Source organism: Nocardioides sp., assembly GCF_036267815.1.
Lineage (GTDB): Bacteria > Actinomycetota > Actinomycetes > Propionibacteriales > Nocardioidaceae > Nocardioides.
The window spans coordinates 49240-64174 of sequence record NZ_DATAVI010000023.1 but is presented as its reverse complement, the minus strand read 5'-3'; the positions used below and the strand labels follow the sequence as shown (position 1 = coordinate 64174).

Below are 14935 nucleotides of genomic sequence, written 5' to 3'. Positions count from 1 at the left end.
CGTATTACGGAATAGGACGCGGCATGCGCAACAAGTCAAGGGTGTCGGAGACGACGGTACGGCTGCTGGAGAACGCACGGTACGAGGTGCTGCCGACGGCGACCATCGAGGACAAGGTGCTCGAGCACGTCCCGGTCGAGCTGACCGTCACGGTGACCGCGTCCCCCGGCAAGGGCCTGGAGCCCACGCTCGACCTGACCGAGCGCCTGACCGGCCACGGGTACGTCGCCGTACCCCACCTCGCGGCGCGGATGGTGCGCGACAAGGCCGAGCTGGCCGAGATCTGCGACCGCCTGAGCGGCAAGGGCATCACCCGGATCTTCGTCCCCGGCGGCGACGCCGACCCGCCGGGCGCCTACCCGGACGCGCTGAGCCTCCTGGAGGAGCTCGCCGCGCTCGGCAACCCGTTCACCCACGTCGGGATCACCGGCTACCCCGAGTCGCACCCCACGATCACCGACGACCTCACCATCCAGTCCATGTGGGACAAGCGCCGCTACGCGACGCACGTCGTCAGCAACCTCACCTTCGATGCCGGCGTGGTCGACGACTGGGTGCACCGGATGCGGACCCGCGGCATCACCATGCCGCTGCTGCTCGGCATCCCCGGCCCGGTCGACCGCGCGAAGCTGCTCTCGATGGCGGGCAAGATCGGCGTCGGGGAGTCCACGCGCTTCCTGGTCAAGCACAAGGGGACCTTCGCTCGGCTCGCCGCCCCCGGCGGCTTCACCGGCGAGAAGTTCCTGCGCAAGTGCGCCGCCGAGCTCGGCGCTCCCGAGCTCGGGCTCGAGGGCCTCCACGTCTTCACCTTCAACCAGGTCGCCGAGACCGAGAAGTGGCGCCGCGACCTCCTCGCCGAGCTCACCTCCGCCTGACGCCGGCTCCGGATCCGGCACTGACGTCGGGCCATGGAGCACGTGATCGCCTGGGCTGGGTCCCTCGGGGCGTGGCCGCTGGTCGCAGGGCCGGTCTACCAAGCGGCGATCGAGCTGCACGAGGAGGAGGTCGACCGCGACGCCCTGCTCGCGACCAAGGACGCCGTGCCCCGGCCGCGGCCCCTCTCCGGGTGGTGGTGGCTGCTCCCACCGATCGCCTTCCTCAAGCAGCCGTCGGCTGCCGAACGACTACCGCCAGGCCGTGATGAACGCCGTCCCAGGTGAGGTGATGAAGCAGTTCGTGCACTTCAGCGACAAGGCGATGGGCTGGCTGCTGGTGGCCGCGGGCGCGTTCCGAGCTCCAGGAGTGGTCCGTCGTCGTCTTCTGGCCCTGCTGGTGGCCATGCTGCTGGTCGCGCTGGGCTACGCCGTCTACCGGATGCGACGCAGCGCCTTCCTCACCGGCCTCGAGCACGCCGCCGGGCGTTGAGAAGCCCCAGATTCCCTGTGGGTACTGGGGAAACTCGTCCCAGACTGTCGGTGGTGGCCGCTTGAGTGGATGTCGTGACCAGCACCGCATCCGCCACTGACGCCGAGTCGGCTCGTGCGGTGCTGTCGTCGGCGAAGGCGGCGCTGAGGGCTCGCAAGCAGGCCGACGTCGACCTCCTCGTCGCCGCCCTGGCCTGGGCCCACGCCAACCCCGCCTCCTCCACCGAGGAGGTAGCCGGCTGGGGCGACGGCGACCTCTACGGCGAGGGGTTCTTGCCGCTGGCCGGCGAGGGCGCGCCGATCGTGACCGAGTTCGCGCCGTACGACCTGGCCGCCGCGCTGGGCTGGACCACCAACGCCGCCCGCGCGCTCATGGGCGACGCCCTCGAGCTCGCCCACCGCCTCCCACACCTCTGGGCACTGGTCGGCGACCTGTCCATCTCGACCTCCATCGCCAGGTACGCCGCCGAGCACACCCGCGACCTCGCCCACGGAGCCGCCGACCACGCCGACCGGCTCCTGGCCCGCGCCGCCGCCCGCGGTGGGCTGACCACCACACGCACCCGGGCCCTGGTCGACGAGGCCCGCCTCTACCACGATCCCGACCGCGCCATCGACGAACGAACAGCACACCCTGGCCGCTCGATCGGTCCGGCTCACCCCCGGCAACACCCCGGCCACTGTCGATGTCGAGGCCTTCGACCAGCGGGTCGCCCAGATCGCCACCCTCCTGGGCCATCTCGGCGACACCGACACCCTCGACATCCGCCGCGCCCGCGCCGTCGGGATTCTCGCGGACCCCACCACCGCCGCCGACCTCGTCACCGGCGGCCGGCCCCTCTCACCGCAGGGGAAGCCCGCGACGCTCTACCTGCACCTCGACGAGTCGGCCCTGCTCGACATCGACACGTTCCCCGCCGCCATCCACGCCGACGGGCTCCCCCACGGACTCCGCGTGCTCTCCTCCGACCTGCTCGCCATGTGGCTGGCCGACACCACGCTCGTGGTCAAACCCGTCATCGACCTCAACCACCCCGAGCACCTCACCCCCGTCGACCGCCACGACCCACCCGACGCCATGGCGGAGCTCGTCCGCCTTCGCGACCCCGTCTGCGTCTTCCCCGCCTGCCAACGGCTCTCACGCCACTGCGACCTCGACCACATCGACCTCTACCTCGACATGGACGACGGCGGACCACCCGGCCAGACCCACCCCGACAACCTCGCACCCCTGTGCCGAGGCCATCACCGAGCCAAGACCCACAGCCGCTGGGACTACACCCGCCTGCCCGACGGCAGCTACTCGTGGACGAGCCCCACCAACGACACCTACGCCGTCCCCGCACGCCCCTGGCGCTAGGTGACTGCGAGGGTGCGTCGGGAACGTCTGGCCTTCCGCACCGTGCGGACACTGACGACAAGGCAGCACAGGATCAGGCTCAGGTGCAGGACGGCTGCGAGCCCCGTGTGCCCGACCTCCGACGGGGACTCGGTCAGGTCGTAGAGGCTGTGCGCCACCATGATCCCGATGATGCTGCGGGCCCACAGGTAGACGATCGCCGTACCGAACGCCCACACCGCCACGGTCACCGCCGCCGGCCCGTAGTACAGGTGGAACAGGATGCGCATCACGACCACCAGCCCGAAGACGACCGGCCACGAGACCCGACCGGCTCGCAGGATCACCAGCGGCGCCACCAGCGCACAGATCTCCTCGACGGGCCCCGTCCTCACGAAGCCGATCGCATCACCCACGTGACCAGCAGTGTCGGTGCCCGCTGGGAAGCCCGGACCGGGGAGCAGCATAGTGGCGATACGCGGCCTCGCTGACGAATGAGCAGTACAGGTCTTGCGATCGCACCAGGTCACGGACTGCGCCACTCGCAGAGAGACCGACGATCACCATGCCCCGCCGGCTGCCGAAGTGAGCGACCCAGGCGATCGCAAGGGTCCCTTCCTCGTCCAACGCGAAGGGAGCCGTCACTTCCAGCCCGAGGTCAGCCCCTGCCTCTCGCCAAGCAGCCGTCAGCGAGTCGAAGTCTTCTGTCACGGGGCGACCGTCGTCGTGCGGTCACTCTCGGGTGAGCAGGAAGTGGTGGAAGCCGTCGCCCTCGGTTTCCGACCACACCAGGAAGCCGTGCTCATTGAGCCAGCTGCGCGCGGTGACGACGGATGGGTAGAAGTGGTAGGCGCCGTCCTCGAGCACTTCGCCCTCGACGAGCGGCGCGCCGACGGCCTCCGCGTCAGCGAGAGGCGCCGAGCTCGACCAGGAGCACGCCACCGATGATCAAGACGATGCCGGCGAGCATCAGGCCGGTCAGCGGCTCGCCGAAGACGACCCTGGAGGCAAGCGCCGTCAGAGCGACGCCGCAGGCCGCCCAGATGCCGTAGGCGACGCCGATGCCGAGACCTTGCTTGAGGGTGAGCGTGAGGAGGACGAACGCCGCGACGTAGCCGGCCACGACCACGGCGTACATGGCCGGGACGTCGAGGGCGCGCTTGAGCGAGAGGGAAGCGGTGACCTCGCAGACGATCGCGCAACCCAGCAACAGCCAGGTCGTCACACCGACCGCTCGGCGATCTCCACGATGTTGGTCAGCAGCATGGCGCGGGTCATCGGTCCGACGCCGCCGGTGGCGGGGCTGATCTTGCCGGCGACGGTGCCGACCTCGGGGTGGACGTCGCCCAGGATCCCCTCGATGGTGCGGGTGATGCCGACGGACAGGACGGTGGCGCCGGGGCTGATCCAGTCGGGGCGGACGAGGTGGGCGACGCCGGCGGCCGCGACGACGACGTCGGAGGCGCGGGCGTGCTCGGCGACGTCCACGGTCGCCTCGTGGCAGAGCGTCACCGTGGCGTGCTCGGTGGGGCGGGTCAGCATCAGGCCGAGGGGTCGGCCGACGGTGAGGCCGCAGCCGATCACGCAGAACCTCGCGCCGGTGATCGGGACGTCGTGGGCGCGGAGCAGCTCGATGATGCCGCGCGGCGTGCACGGCAAGGGGCCGTCGATCCCGAGCACCAGCTTGCCGAGGTTGGTCGGGTGCAGGCCGTCGGCGTCCTTGTCGGGGTCGACCAGCTCCAGGACGCGGTACATGTCGAGGTGCGGTGGCAACGGCAGCTGGACGATGAACCCGGTGCAGGCCGGGTCGTCGTTCAGCGATCGCACCGCCGCGTCGACCTCGTCCTGGGTGGCGGTGGCCGGCAGCTCGACCCGGATCGAGGCGATGCCGACCTCGGCGCAGTCGCGGTGCTTGCCGGCGACGTAGGCGTGGCTGCCGGGGTCGTCGCCGACGACGATCGTGCCGAGACCGGGCAGTACGCCGTGGGTGCGCAGCACCTTGACCCGGTCGGCGAGCTGCTCCTTGATCGCGGTCGCGACCTGCCTACCGTCGATCCGCGTCGCGACCGCCAACTCCTTGTCTCCTTCGGGACTCAGCACTCGATCACGTTGACCGCCAGACCGCCACGCGCGGTCTCCTTGTACTTGACCAACATGTCACGGCCGGTGTCGCGCATCGTCTTGATCGCCTTGTCCAGGCTCACCTTGTGACTGCCGTCGCCGTTGATCGCGAGGCGCGCTGCGTTGATGGCCTTGACCGAAGCGATGGCATTCCGCTCGATACACGGAATCTGGACCAGCCCGCCGACCGGGTCGCAGGTGAGGCCGAGGTTGTGCTCGATGCCCACCTCGGCGGCGTTCTCCACCTGCGCTGGGCTCCCGCCCAGCACCTCCGCGAGCCCGCCGGCCGCCATCGAGCACGCCGAGCCGACCTCGCCCTGGCAGCCGACCTCGGCGCCGGAGATGGAGGCGTTGGTCTTGAACAGGATGCCGATCGCGGCCGCCGTCAGCAGATAGCGCACGATGCCCTCGTCGTCGGCGCCGGGCACGAACTTCACGTAGTAGTGCAGGACCGCGGGGATGATCCCGGCCGCGCCGTTGGTCGGAGCCGTCACGATCCGCCCGCCCGACGCGTTCTCCTCGTTGACCGCCAGGGCATAGAGGTTCACCCAGTCCATGACGTGCAGCGGGTCGCCCTCGCCGTTGGCCAGCAGGTCACGGTGGAGCTGCGGAGCGCGCCGGGGCACCCGGAGCCCGCCGGGCAGGACGCCCTCGTGCCGGAAGCCGGTCTGCACGCACTCGGCCATCACCGACCACAGGTGCAGCATCCCCGCGCGGATCTCCGGCTCCGGGCGCCAGGCCGTCTCGTTGGCCAGCATCACGTCGCTGACGGAGAGCCCCTCGCGCCGGCAGACCTCCAACAGCTCGGCGCCGGTGGTGAACGGGAACCGCAACGGCGTCTCGTCGACGACCACGCGGTCGGCGCCGGTCGCCTCCTCGTCCACGACGAACCCACCCCCGACCGAGTAGTAGGTCCGGAAGACGATCTCGTCGCCGGCGGCGTCATACGCCGCGAAGGTCATCCCGTTGGGATGCGCGGGCAGGCTGCGCCGCCGGTGCATCACCAGGTCCTCGTCGGGGTCGAAGGCGACCTCGACCTGCCCGGCCAGCAGCAGCGACCCGCAGCTGCGCACCTCGTCGATGCGGGTCTCGGCGCGGGAGGTGTCGACCGTCGCCGGCTGCTCACCCTCCAGGCCGAGCACGACCGCCTTCGGCGAGCCGTGGCCGTGACCGGTCGCGCCGAGTGACCCGAACAGCTCAGCCCGGACCCGGCGTACGTCGCCCAGCCGGCCCGACTCGACCAGACCGTCGGCGAAGCGCTTGGCCGCGCGCATCGGGCCGACGGTGTGCGAGGACGAGGGACCGATGCCGACCGAGTAGAGGTCGAACGCCGACAGCGCCATCGGGTTCCCGCAGTCCTTTCTCGCGGTCGTGTTGCGTGATACGCACGGCGATGCGTAGATAGCAACGATGCCCCTGTTCGTGCCCCGCGTCAAGGGCGTACGTTGCGCCCGTGGCTCAGCCGAGGGTGGTCGTCGTCGACCACCACGACTCCTACACCTGGAACCTCGTGCACCTCGTCGCCGCGGTCACCGGCAGCCTCCCGGAGGTGGTGCAGCACGACGCCGCGACAGCGGCGCACGTGCTGTCCTTCGACCGGGTCGTGCTCTCCCCCGGCCCGGGTCATCCCGCCGACCCGGCCGACTTCTCGGTCGGGCGCGACGTCGTCCTCGCCGGCAGCGTCCCGGTGCTCGGCGTGTGCCTGGGCATGCAGGGCCTGGTCGTCGCGTACGGCGGGCTGGTCGAGCCCGTCGAGCCAGCGCACGGCGAGGTCGCGGCGGTCCGGCACGACGGCACGGGCGTCTTCGCCGGCCTCGCGTCGCCGTACGCCGCGGTGCGCTACCACTCGCTGGCCGCGACCCGGGTGCCCGACTGCCTGGCCGTCACCGCCACCACCACCGACGAGCGGAGCGGCGAGCAGGTCGTGATGGGGGTCCGGCACCGGAGCCTGCCGCTGCACGGCGTGCAGTTCCATCCCGAGTCCGTGCTCAGCGAGCACGGCCAGCAGCTGGTCGCGACCTTCCTGGAGCTGTCGTGATCGACCCGGCCGAGGACCCCGTCCCCCGCTTCGTGGCGATGGCGCGCGCACACGACCGGTGCTTCTGGCTCGACGGCGGCGGGTCCCGACCGTGGTCCGGCCACCGCTCGCTGCTGGGCTGGCTGGACGACGACGACGTCTCGCTCACCTACGACGCCTCGCGACGCGAGGTCGTCCGCCACCAGGGCGCACGGTCGGAGGTCGTCGGCGACGACGTCTTCGCCGTGCTCGAGGCCCAGCTCGCCCAGGACCCGCCCGGAGTGCACTGGGTCGGCTACTTCGGCTACGCCTCGCGGCCGGACCTCCCAGCGCTGGTCAGCCCCGACGCCGCCATGCCGGACGCGCTGTGGATGCGCACCCGGCACGTTCACGTCGTCCACCACCTCCAGACCGAGCCGCCCCCGGCGGCCGGCGGGCGCCCCCCCGACGTCGCGACTCCTGACGAGTACGCCGCGGCCTTCGCCCGGGTGCAGGAGCAGCTGCGCGCCGGGAACAGCTACGAGGTCAACCTCACCCACCGCCTGGCCGTCGCCGACGGGCTCGACCCCGTCGCGGCCTACCTGCGCCTGCGCACCCTCAACCCGGCGCCGTACGCCGGCTACCTCCAGCATCGCGGACGTCACCTGCTCAGCTCCTCACCCGAGCGCTTCGCGACCGTCGACCGCGCCCGGGTGCTCGAGACCAAGCCGATCAAGGGCACGACGCCGCGCGGCGCGACACCGGAGGAGGACGCCGCGCAGCGCGACCACCTCGCCACGGACCCGAAGTTCCGCGCGGAGAACCTGATGATCGTCGACCTCCTGCGCAACGACATCGGCATGGTCTCCCAGCCGGGCACCGTCGAGGTGCCGGTGCTGATGGAGGTCGAGTCCTACGCGTCGGTGCACCAGCTCGTCTCGACGGTGCGCGGAGACCTGCGCGACGACGTCACGACGGTCGGGGCGCTGCGCGCGCTCTTCCCGGCGGGGTCGATGACCGGCGCGCCGAAGCTGCGCACGATGGCGGTGATCCGCGACGTCGAGGCCACCGCGCGCGGGGTCTACTCCGGAGCGTTCGGCTGGATCGCCGGCGACGGGCGGGCCGACCTCGGCGTCGTGATCCGCACCCTCACCACGGCCGGCGACGGCGCCTGGGAGCTCGGCACGGGCGGCGGCATCACCGTCCGCTCGGACGCTCACGAGGAGTACGCCGAGTCGCGCTGGAAGGCCGAGCGTCTGCTGCGCGTCTTCGACCGGTGACACCGCCTCAGATGGGCACCAGGTCTGCCAGCGCCTGCTCGAGCCGACCGGTGCCGGTGGGGACCACGGTCAGGGGCAGGCCGATCCGGTCGGCCGCCCGCTGGGCGAGGGTCCGCAGCTCGGCGTCCGGCTCCTGGGCCAGCCACACGACGCGGGTGTAGTGCTTGAAGTAGTCGTCGCGCAGCTCGGGGTAGCGGTCCAGACCCAGCTCGCGGACGACGGTGCGCTCGAAGGACCGCACCAGGAAGTCGGTGAGCAGGTAGGTCCCGGGCTCCTCGTCGAGCCGCGTCGCGATGGCGTCCTCGCCCTCGAACAGGTCGTAGCAGTGCAGGCCCGGGAGGCGGCGCAGCCCGAGCTCGTCGCAGACGACATCGAGGGCGCCGTAGGTGCCACAGTCGGCATAGCCCACCGCGACGACGTCGTAGGACGCCGCCAGCTCGGTGGCGAGCCGGCGTACCTCGCCGGCGATCAGGTGCGGCTGGTTGTGCAGCAGCGGCGGCAGCGGGTGGACGTCGACCGGCCACCCGCGCCGGGCGACCACGGACGCCGCGGGCTGCGCCAGCGCGCCACAGGCGACCAGGGCGACCCGGGGCGTCGCCGGGTCGGCGTCAGCCCGGGAACGCAAGGAGGTCGACGAACCGGTCGTTGAAGTCCGGCCGGTCGGAGAGCTCGACATAGGTCACCTCCTCCAGCAGGGCCAGGGCTCCGGCCCGCTCACGGATCGACAGCAGCGCCATCTTGGCGCCCTCGCCCGCGACGTTGCCGGCGGCCACGATGCGCAGCACCGGCAGCTTCGGGACCAGGCCGATCCGGACCGCCGAGGCCGCCGAGAGATAGCTGCCGAACGACCCGGCGAGCAGCACCTGCTGGATGTCGCTCTGCTCCAGCCCGAGCTCCTCCATCAGCAGCGTCCACCCCGTCGAGATCGCCGCCTTGGCGAACTGGAGCTCGCGCACGTCGCGCTGCGACAGGACCACACCCTCGGCCGGATCGTCGTCGGGACGCTCGCGGTGCAGGACGAAGACCCGCTCCTGGCCGATGTAGGTCAACCGGTCGGCCAGGCCGGGCGCGACCTCCTTGGCCACCTCGTCGGTGACGAACCGCCCGCTCGCGTCGAGGAGCCCGACCTTGACCAGCTCGGCCACGGCGTCGACGAGCCCCGAGCCGCACAGCCCGCGCGGCGCCACGTCGCCGATCACGCCGAGCTCGACGCCGCCGTCGTCGCCCGGCACGAGCTTGATCACCTCGATGGCGCCGTCGGCCGCCCGCATCCCGCATCGGATGGCGCCGCCCTCGAACGCCGGGCCGGCGGGCGCCGCGGTCGACAGGATCCGGGTGCCGTCGCTGAGCACGATCTCGCAGTTGGTGCCGACGTCGATGAACAGCCGGATCCGCTTGTCGCGGTCCATCCCGGTGGCGAGCATCCCGGCGACGATGTCGCCGCCGACGTAGGCACCGAGCGCGGGGAACAGCGCGACCGGCGCACCGGGGTGGAGCTCGAGCCCGATCTCGCGGGCCGGCACGGACGGCGGCGTCGCCGTCGTCTGGATGAACGGCGCGACCCCGAGCGGCTCCGGGTCGATCCCCAGCACCAGGGCGGTCATCGTCGCGTTGCCCGCCAGCGCCGCCTCGTAGACGTGCCTCGGATCGACGCCGCCCTCGCGGCAGACCTGCTCGGCCAGGCTCGAGAGCGTGTCGGCGGCGGCCTTCTGGAGCCGGCCGAGTGCGGCCGGGTCGAGCATGGTCGCGCTGATCCGCGAGATGACGTCGCCGCCGAACGGCTGCTGCTTGTTGAGCATCGAGGCCACGGCCACCGGCGTGCCGGTGACCAGGTCGAGCAGCGTCGCCACGACGGTCGTGGTGCCGAGGTCGAAGGCGATCGCGTAGCGCACGCCGGTGGTGTCGCCGGGCTCGACGTCGACCAGCACCTCGTCGACGACGACGGCGGTGACCTTGAAGTCGGCCTGCCGCAGGACGCCGGGGAGCCGCCGCAGGGCATGCAGGTCGGGCTTGGGCTCGAGGTCGTCGATCGCGTCGAGCAACCGGACCACGTCGGGGCGCTGGTCCTCCAGGGTCGGCTCGACCAGCTCGACGTAGCGCTTCTGCACGGCCGGCCGGAGGATCACCTGGCGCCCCACGCCGACGGTCGCCGCCTTCGGCCGGGTGGTCAGCGGGGGTACGACGACGTCGTGGTCGCGGGTCGCCTGGACCAGGCAGGCCAGCCGCCAGCCGGCCTGGAGCTCGGCCGGGGTGAAGGTGCGCTCGTCGTGCCGGGTGACGGGCGTGACCGGTGCGACCCGCACCTTGCACTTGTGACAGGTGCCGTGGCCCCCGCAGGTGGAGTCGATGGCGATGCCGTTCCACGACGCGGAGTCGAAGACGCTGACACCGGGCGGCACCCGCACCTGCTTCTGGGTCGGCGGCGCCTCCTTGTCCTCGACGGTGAAGGACAGCTGGACCCGACCGGTGCCGTCGTGCGCCGCCGGCTCGGCGCCCGGCGGAGCGATGAGTCCCTCTCGACGGTAGGTCTCCATGGAGTACTCCGGCAGGCCCTGACCCTCGGTCTCGCCGGCGTCCGGCGGTGGGTTCATGCCGTCGCGGCCTGCTTCGCCCGATGCGCCGAGATCCAGGCCATGCCCCAGTCGTCGTGGCTGAGGAACACGTCGGCCGCCTTGACGGCGTCCACGATCTGCGGGGTCCGGGCATCCATGATCGCGCTGGTCAGACCGGACGTCATCGCCATCGGCAGCCACACGGAGTTCAGGGTGTGCCGGTCGGGCATGCCGAAGGACACGTTGGACGCGCCGCAGGTCATGTTGACCCCGAACCGGTGGCGGATCCGGCGCATGCACTCCATGGTCACCAGGGAGGTCGTGGTGTCGGCGCCGATCGGCATCGCGAGCGGGTCGATGACGATGTCGCCCGCGTCGAGGCCGTACTCCTCGGTGGCGACCCGGATGATCTTCTCGGTGAGGACCAGGCGCTTGTCGGCCTCCATCGGGATCTCGTCGTGGTCGTTGGGCAGCGCGATGATCGCGGCGTCGTACTTCTTCACCAGCGGCAGGATGGCGGCGAGGCGGTCGTCCTCGGCCGTCACCGAGTTGACCAGCGCCCGGCCCTGGTAGACCGAGAGCCCGGCCTCGAGGGCCTCGACCACCGAGGAGTCGATGCAGATCGGCAGGTCGGTCAGCGACTGGACCAGCTGGATCGCCTTGGCGAGCAGCTCGGGCTCGTCGGTCAGCGGCACGCCCATGTTGACGTCGAGGACGTCCGCGCCGCCCTCGACCTGTGCCTTGACGTCCTTCTCGATCGCCGACAGGTCGCCGGCTCGCAGGCCCTCCTGGAAGATCCGGCGGCCGGTGGGGTTGATCCGCTCACCGATCAGGCAGAAGCGGTGGCCGTGCCCGATCACGACCTCCTTGGTCGCACTGCGGAGCCGGGTCTCCCTCGGCTCCGCCGGCGCGGACGACTCCAGGGCGCTCATGCGTCGACCTTGGCGCGGCGCCGCTGGAGCAGGTCCTTGGCCTTCTTCACCGTCGCCGAGGCGTCCGCGGCGTACCCGTCGGCGCCGACGGCGTCGGCGTACTCCTGAGTGACCGGCGCGCCGCCGACCATGACGACGACCGAGTCGCGCAGGCCGGCCTTCTCCAGGGCGTTGATGTTGGCCTTGAACATCGGCATGGTCGTGGTCAGGAACGCCGAGAAGCCGACGACGTCGGGGTGGTGCTCCTGGATCTGCTCCACGAACTTCTCCGGCGCCACCTGCACGCCGAGGTCGATGACCTCGAAGCCGGCACCCTCGAGCATGATGTTGACGAGGTTCTTGCCGATGTCGTGCACGTCGCCCTTGACGGTGCCCATCAGGAACTTGCCGATCGTCTGGACGCCGGTCTCGGCCAGCAGCGGACGCAGCCGCTCCATGGCGCCGGCCATCGCGCGGCCGGCGATCAGCATCTCGGGCACGAAGAAGTCGCCGCGCTCGAACCTCGCGCCGACCTCCTCCAGCGAGGGGATGAGCGCCTCGAAGAGCAGCGTCTGCGGCTCCATGCCGAGCGCCAGCCCCTCCTCGGTGAGCTCGAGGACGCGGGGGCCGTTGCCGACCAGCGTCTCGTCGAAGAGGCCCTTGAGGATGTCCTCCGGACTACTGGTCATGCGACGCCTTCCTTCACGTGAGGGTTGATTCCTTGCAGCACCGCGGCGACCTCGGCCGCGCGGGTGATCAGGTTGCGGCCGAGCTCGTCGACGCGTCCGCCGAGCCGGCTGGTGGGGCCCGAGACGCCGAGGGCGGCGACGAGGACGCCGCCGGGGCCGGAGACCGGGGCGGCGATGCCGGTCAGGCCGACCTCGAGCTCGTCGACGGTCACGGCGTACCCCCGCTTCCGGGCCGAGGCGGCGTCCCGGTCGAGGGCGGCCCGGGTCGTCAGGGTGTGCGGGGTCAGCCGGACCAGCTGCGAGACGGGGATCCGCAGCGCTCCCCAGGCCCAGAAGACCTTGCCGAGGGCCGAGGTGTGGGCCGGGACCTCGATCTGGGTCCAGTCGCGCATCCCGAGCAGGTACTGCGAGTCGACCTGGGCGACCTGGACGACACGGTCACCGCGCAGCACGGACAGATGGACGGTCTCCTGGGTGTCCTCGCCGATGCGGGCCAGCACGGGCTGCGCCACGCGGACCAGCTCCTCCCACGGGTCGTGCCGGGCGGCGTAGGTCCAGAACAGGCTGCCGGCGACGTAGCCGCCGGCGTCGTCGCGTTCGAGCAGCCCGCCCCGCTCGAGAGCGGCCAGCATCCGGGAGGTCGTGGACTTGGCGAGCCCGCTGGACTCCTGGAGCTCGGCGAACGACAGCGGCTCGGCGGCCTCGACGACCGAGGACACCAGCTGTGCTGCGCGATCCAGCGCCTGGGTGCCACCACCTGCCGGCTCGGCCACCGGTCTCTCCTGCCGTCGGTCACTCGCGAGTTCCATGATGTGGAACCGCAGTCCCACATGATGAGGTTAGAAGCCCGGGGCCGACCTGCGCAACCGCTCGCAGATTCTCGAGGGGTCCGCATCCCGGCGCCCCTCCACCGGCCGGGTTAAAACCGCAAGGGTTGCCGGCGCACACCATTCGCACCACAAGGGCCCGTTCTCGGGTCGGGGGGATTCACATGAAGATGAAGACGTTGTCGCGCGCCCACACGCAGGAAGGCGCCCACACGCAGGAAGGCGGAGTGAGCCGACGGACGGTGACCCGGACCGCGGTCTGGGCCGTGCCGGTGGTCAGCACCGCCGTCGGTGCACCGGCCCTGGCCGCGAGCCGCGGATGCCAGTCCGTCCTGGGCCGCCTGTACACGGACCAGAGCGGCGACATCAGCTCGATCCACTTCGCGGGGTCCGGCCCCGGGCAAGCGGTGTCGGCCGGCGTGGCCATCACCCAGGTCCGCCGTGGCCGCACGGTCCGCGACCCGCTGGGCAACGGCGTCACCGGCACCACCGGCACTGCCCAGTACCAGCCGGGCTTCTACTACGTCGTCCTCAGCCATGACCAGGGCATGGAGGTCGGCGACGTCCTGACGATGACCGTCACCTTGTCGCGACCGGTCGCCAACTTCTTCCTGACCCTGACCCAGGTCGACCATCTGGGCGGCTACTACGACGACGAGGTCTGGCTGGGGACCCCCGGCTTCTCGATCGTCACCCGGGGGACGGAGGTCCTCGGCACCGGAACCCAGGCCGTGCCCTTCTCCAGTGGCTCCGAGGCGAGCATCCACTCCAACGCCAACGACGTGACCGTCACCTGGCCGGGCTCCCTCGACCAGTTCGTCGTGAACTACGTCGTCGGGGACGCCGGGGAGAGGCTCAGCCAGTGCGGTCAGTGGATCGGCGTCGGCAACGTCGGCTACGACTCCTGCGGCTGACGCCCAGCACAACGGCGCGGGCACCCCAAGCGGCGCTTGGGGTGCCCGCACATTCTTGAGGGCTCGGCCCTCGTCATCACGTTCCGCGGGCGGCGTTTCGTTCGCGAGGCTTTGGCATGCCCAACCTGGGCAACGTTGCACGCACATATCAGCGCCCGCGTCGCGGGCGGGGGGGACCACCATGAACATCAAGGCGCTTGCGCACACCCACGACCACCTCGAGCCGCGCGGCTCGGCCGGCATCAGCCGCCGTACCGTCGCCCGGACCGCCGCCTGGGCCGTGCCCGTGGTCAGTGTGGCGATGGCCGCGCCGGCGTTCGCCGCCGCCAGCGGGGGGTGCCAGCAGCGTGGAGCCGGGACGATGAGGATCGACAACAAGACCGGCGTGGTGACGACGCTGGTCTTCCCGGGCAGCGTGACGGCGACGGTGACGATCACCCAGGTTCGTGCCGGCAAGACGTACCAGCCGTTCACGGACAAGGAGACGGGCAGGATCTTCACGACCGACTACGCAACGCCCTGGGACTACCTGCGACTCCACCACGCGAAGGGCATGAGGACCGGCGACGTCATCACGATGACGATCACCTTCTCCCAAGCCGTGAGCGGCTTCGGGTTCACCATCACCGACATCGACGGCGACCAGGGTGAGTGGATCGACCAGGTCCGGGTCTCGCCGGAGACCTTCTCCGTCCTCTCGACCGGATCCGACGTGCTCGGAGCAGGGACCAGCGGGTCGCCCTTCCGCAGTGACCCGAGCGACCCCGGCAACATCGACTCGGCCGACGGCGACGCCACCCTCGTCTGGCCGGGTGCGCAGACACAGTTCACGATCGTCTACCAGGCCGCGGACACCCCCGACAAGGACGGCGACGTGAACACCAGCAGCATCGGGCAGATGGTCGGCATCGGCCGGTTCACCTACGACAACTGCGGGTAGGG

18 protein-coding genes are annotated in these 14935 nt (G+C 71.2%); 8 read left to right on the top strand and 10 right to left on the bottom strand.

Going from position 1 to position 14935, the window contains the following annotated elements:
• Positions 1-23 precede the first annotated feature (23 nt).
• From VHW64_RS03890 to VHW64_RS03875, 4 genes are all read left to right on the top strand, one after another.
• Positions 24-875 (top strand): methylenetetrahydrofolate reductase, encoded by an 852-nt coding sequence (locus VHW64_RS03890; RefSeq protein ID WP_329649193.1) that lies wholly within the window; start codon positions 24-26, stop codon positions 873-875.
• A gap of 33 nt (positions 876-908) precedes the next feature.
• Positions 909-1160: a hypothetical protein gene (locus VHW64_RS03885; protein WP_329649192.1), complete on the top strand. Its 252-nt coding sequence runs from the start codon at positions 909-911 to the stop codon at positions 1158-1160.
• A gap of 4 nt (positions 1161-1164) precedes the next feature.
• Complete coding sequence (locus tag VHW64_RS03880) at positions 1165-1365, top strand: hypothetical protein (RefSeq protein WP_329649191.1); 201 nt, start codon at positions 1165-1167, stop codon at positions 1363-1365.
• A gap of 954 nt (positions 1366-2319) precedes the next feature.
• Entirely contained in the window at positions 2320-2724 is a 405-nt protein-coding gene (locus VHW64_RS03875; protein ID WP_329649190.1) for an HNH endonuclease signature motif containing protein, read from the top strand.
• Here VHW64_RS03875 and VHW64_RS03870 read toward each other — a convergent pair.
• The 5 genes from VHW64_RS03870 to VHW64_RS03850 form a co-directional block, all read right to left on the bottom strand.
• Positions 2721-3098: a type II CAAX prenyl endopeptidase Rce1 family protein gene (locus VHW64_RS03870; protein ID WP_329649189.1), complete on the bottom strand. Its 378-nt coding sequence runs from the start codon at positions 3096-3098 to the stop codon at positions 2721-2723. The genes VHW64_RS03875 and VHW64_RS03870 overlap by 4 nt on opposite strands.
• A gap of 337 nt (positions 3099-3435) precedes the next feature.
• Positions 3436-3570, bottom strand: coding sequence for a hypothetical protein (locus VHW64_RS03865; RefSeq protein WP_329649188.1), 135 nt, complete (start codon positions 3568-3570; stop codon positions 3436-3438).
• Between the two features lie 37 nt (positions 3571-3607).
• Positions 3608-3928 (bottom strand): DMT family transporter, encoded by a 321-nt coding sequence (locus VHW64_RS03860; protein ID WP_329649187.1) that lies wholly within the window; start codon positions 3926-3928, stop codon positions 3608-3610.
• Complete coding sequence (locus VHW64_RS03855; protein ID WP_329649186.1) at positions 3925-4803, bottom strand: bifunctional methylenetetrahydrofolate dehydrogenase/methenyltetrahydrofolate cyclohydrolase; 879 nt, start codon at positions 4801-4803, stop codon at positions 3925-3927. Before VHW64_RS03855 ends, VHW64_RS03860 begins: the two co-directional genes overlap by 4 nt.
• On the bottom strand, positions 4797-6167 hold the full coding sequence (locus tag VHW64_RS03850) for an L-serine ammonia-lyase (RefSeq protein ID WP_329649185.1): 1371 nt from the start codon (positions 6165-6167) through the stop codon (positions 4797-4799). Before VHW64_RS03850 ends, VHW64_RS03855 begins: the two co-directional genes overlap by 7 nt.
• A gap of 110 nt (positions 6168-6277) precedes the next feature.
• On the opposite strand from VHW64_RS03850, the gene VHW64_RS03845 reads away from it, so the two are divergent.
• Positions 6278-6862, top strand: a complete 585-nt coding sequence (locus tag VHW64_RS03845; protein ID WP_329649184.1) for an aminodeoxychorismate/anthranilate synthase component II — start codon at positions 6278-6280, stop codon at positions 6860-6862.
• Positions 6859-8100, top strand: coding sequence for an anthranilate synthase component I family protein (locus VHW64_RS03840; protein ID WP_329649183.1), 1242 nt, complete (start codon positions 6859-6861; stop codon positions 8098-8100). Before VHW64_RS03845 ends, VHW64_RS03840 begins: the two co-directional genes overlap by 4 nt.
• Positions 8101-8107: 7 nt before the next feature.
• On the opposite strand, the gene VHW64_RS03835 is transcribed toward VHW64_RS03840, so the two are convergent.
• Genes VHW64_RS03835 through VHW64_RS03815 form a run of 5 tightly spaced genes read right to left on the bottom strand, consistent with a single transcriptional unit; the run spans position 8108 to position 13025 of the window.
• The gene (locus tag VHW64_RS03835; RefSeq protein WP_329649182.1) at positions 8108-8725 is read right to left on the bottom strand and encodes a DUF1638 domain-containing protein; all 618 of its coding nucleotides are present in this window, start codon (positions 8723-8725) and stop codon (positions 8108-8110) included.
• Positions 8709-10691 carry an ASKHA domain-containing protein gene (locus VHW64_RS03830; RefSeq protein WP_329649181.1) on the bottom strand — a complete coding sequence of 661 codons (1983 nt, stop codon included), beginning with the start codon at positions 10689-10691 and terminating at the stop codon, positions 8709-8711. Before VHW64_RS03830 ends, VHW64_RS03835 begins: the two co-directional genes overlap by 17 nt.
• A complete protein-coding gene (locus VHW64_RS03825; RefSeq protein ID WP_329649180.1) occupies positions 10688-11584 on the bottom strand; it encodes a dihydropteroate synthase in 897 nt (298 codons plus the stop codon). The genes VHW64_RS03830 and VHW64_RS03825 overlap by 4 nt, the downstream gene beginning before the upstream one ends.
• Positions 11581-12252, bottom strand: a complete 672-nt coding sequence (locus VHW64_RS03820) for a corrinoid protein (RefSeq protein WP_329649179.1) — start codon at positions 12250-12252, stop codon at positions 11581-11583. The genes VHW64_RS03825 and VHW64_RS03820 overlap by 4 nt, the downstream gene beginning before the upstream one ends.
• A complete protein-coding gene (locus tag VHW64_RS03815) occupies positions 12249-13025 on the bottom strand; it encodes an IclR family transcriptional regulator (protein WP_329649178.1) in 777 nt (258 codons plus the stop codon). The genes VHW64_RS03820 and VHW64_RS03815 overlap by 4 nt, the downstream gene beginning before the upstream one ends.
• Positions 13026-13306: 281 nt before the next feature.
• Between VHW64_RS03815 and VHW64_RS03810 the strand changes: the two genes are divergently transcribed.
• Complete coding sequence (locus VHW64_RS03810) at positions 13307-13993, top strand: hypothetical protein (RefSeq protein ID WP_329649177.1); 687 nt, start codon at positions 13307-13309, stop codon at positions 13991-13993.
• A 181-nt stretch (positions 13994-14174) separates the two neighbouring features.
• Positions 14175-14933: a hypothetical protein gene (locus VHW64_RS03805; protein WP_329649176.1), complete on the top strand. Its 759-nt coding sequence runs from the start codon at positions 14175-14177 to the stop codon at positions 14931-14933.
• Positions 14934-14935 lie beyond the last annotated feature (2 nt).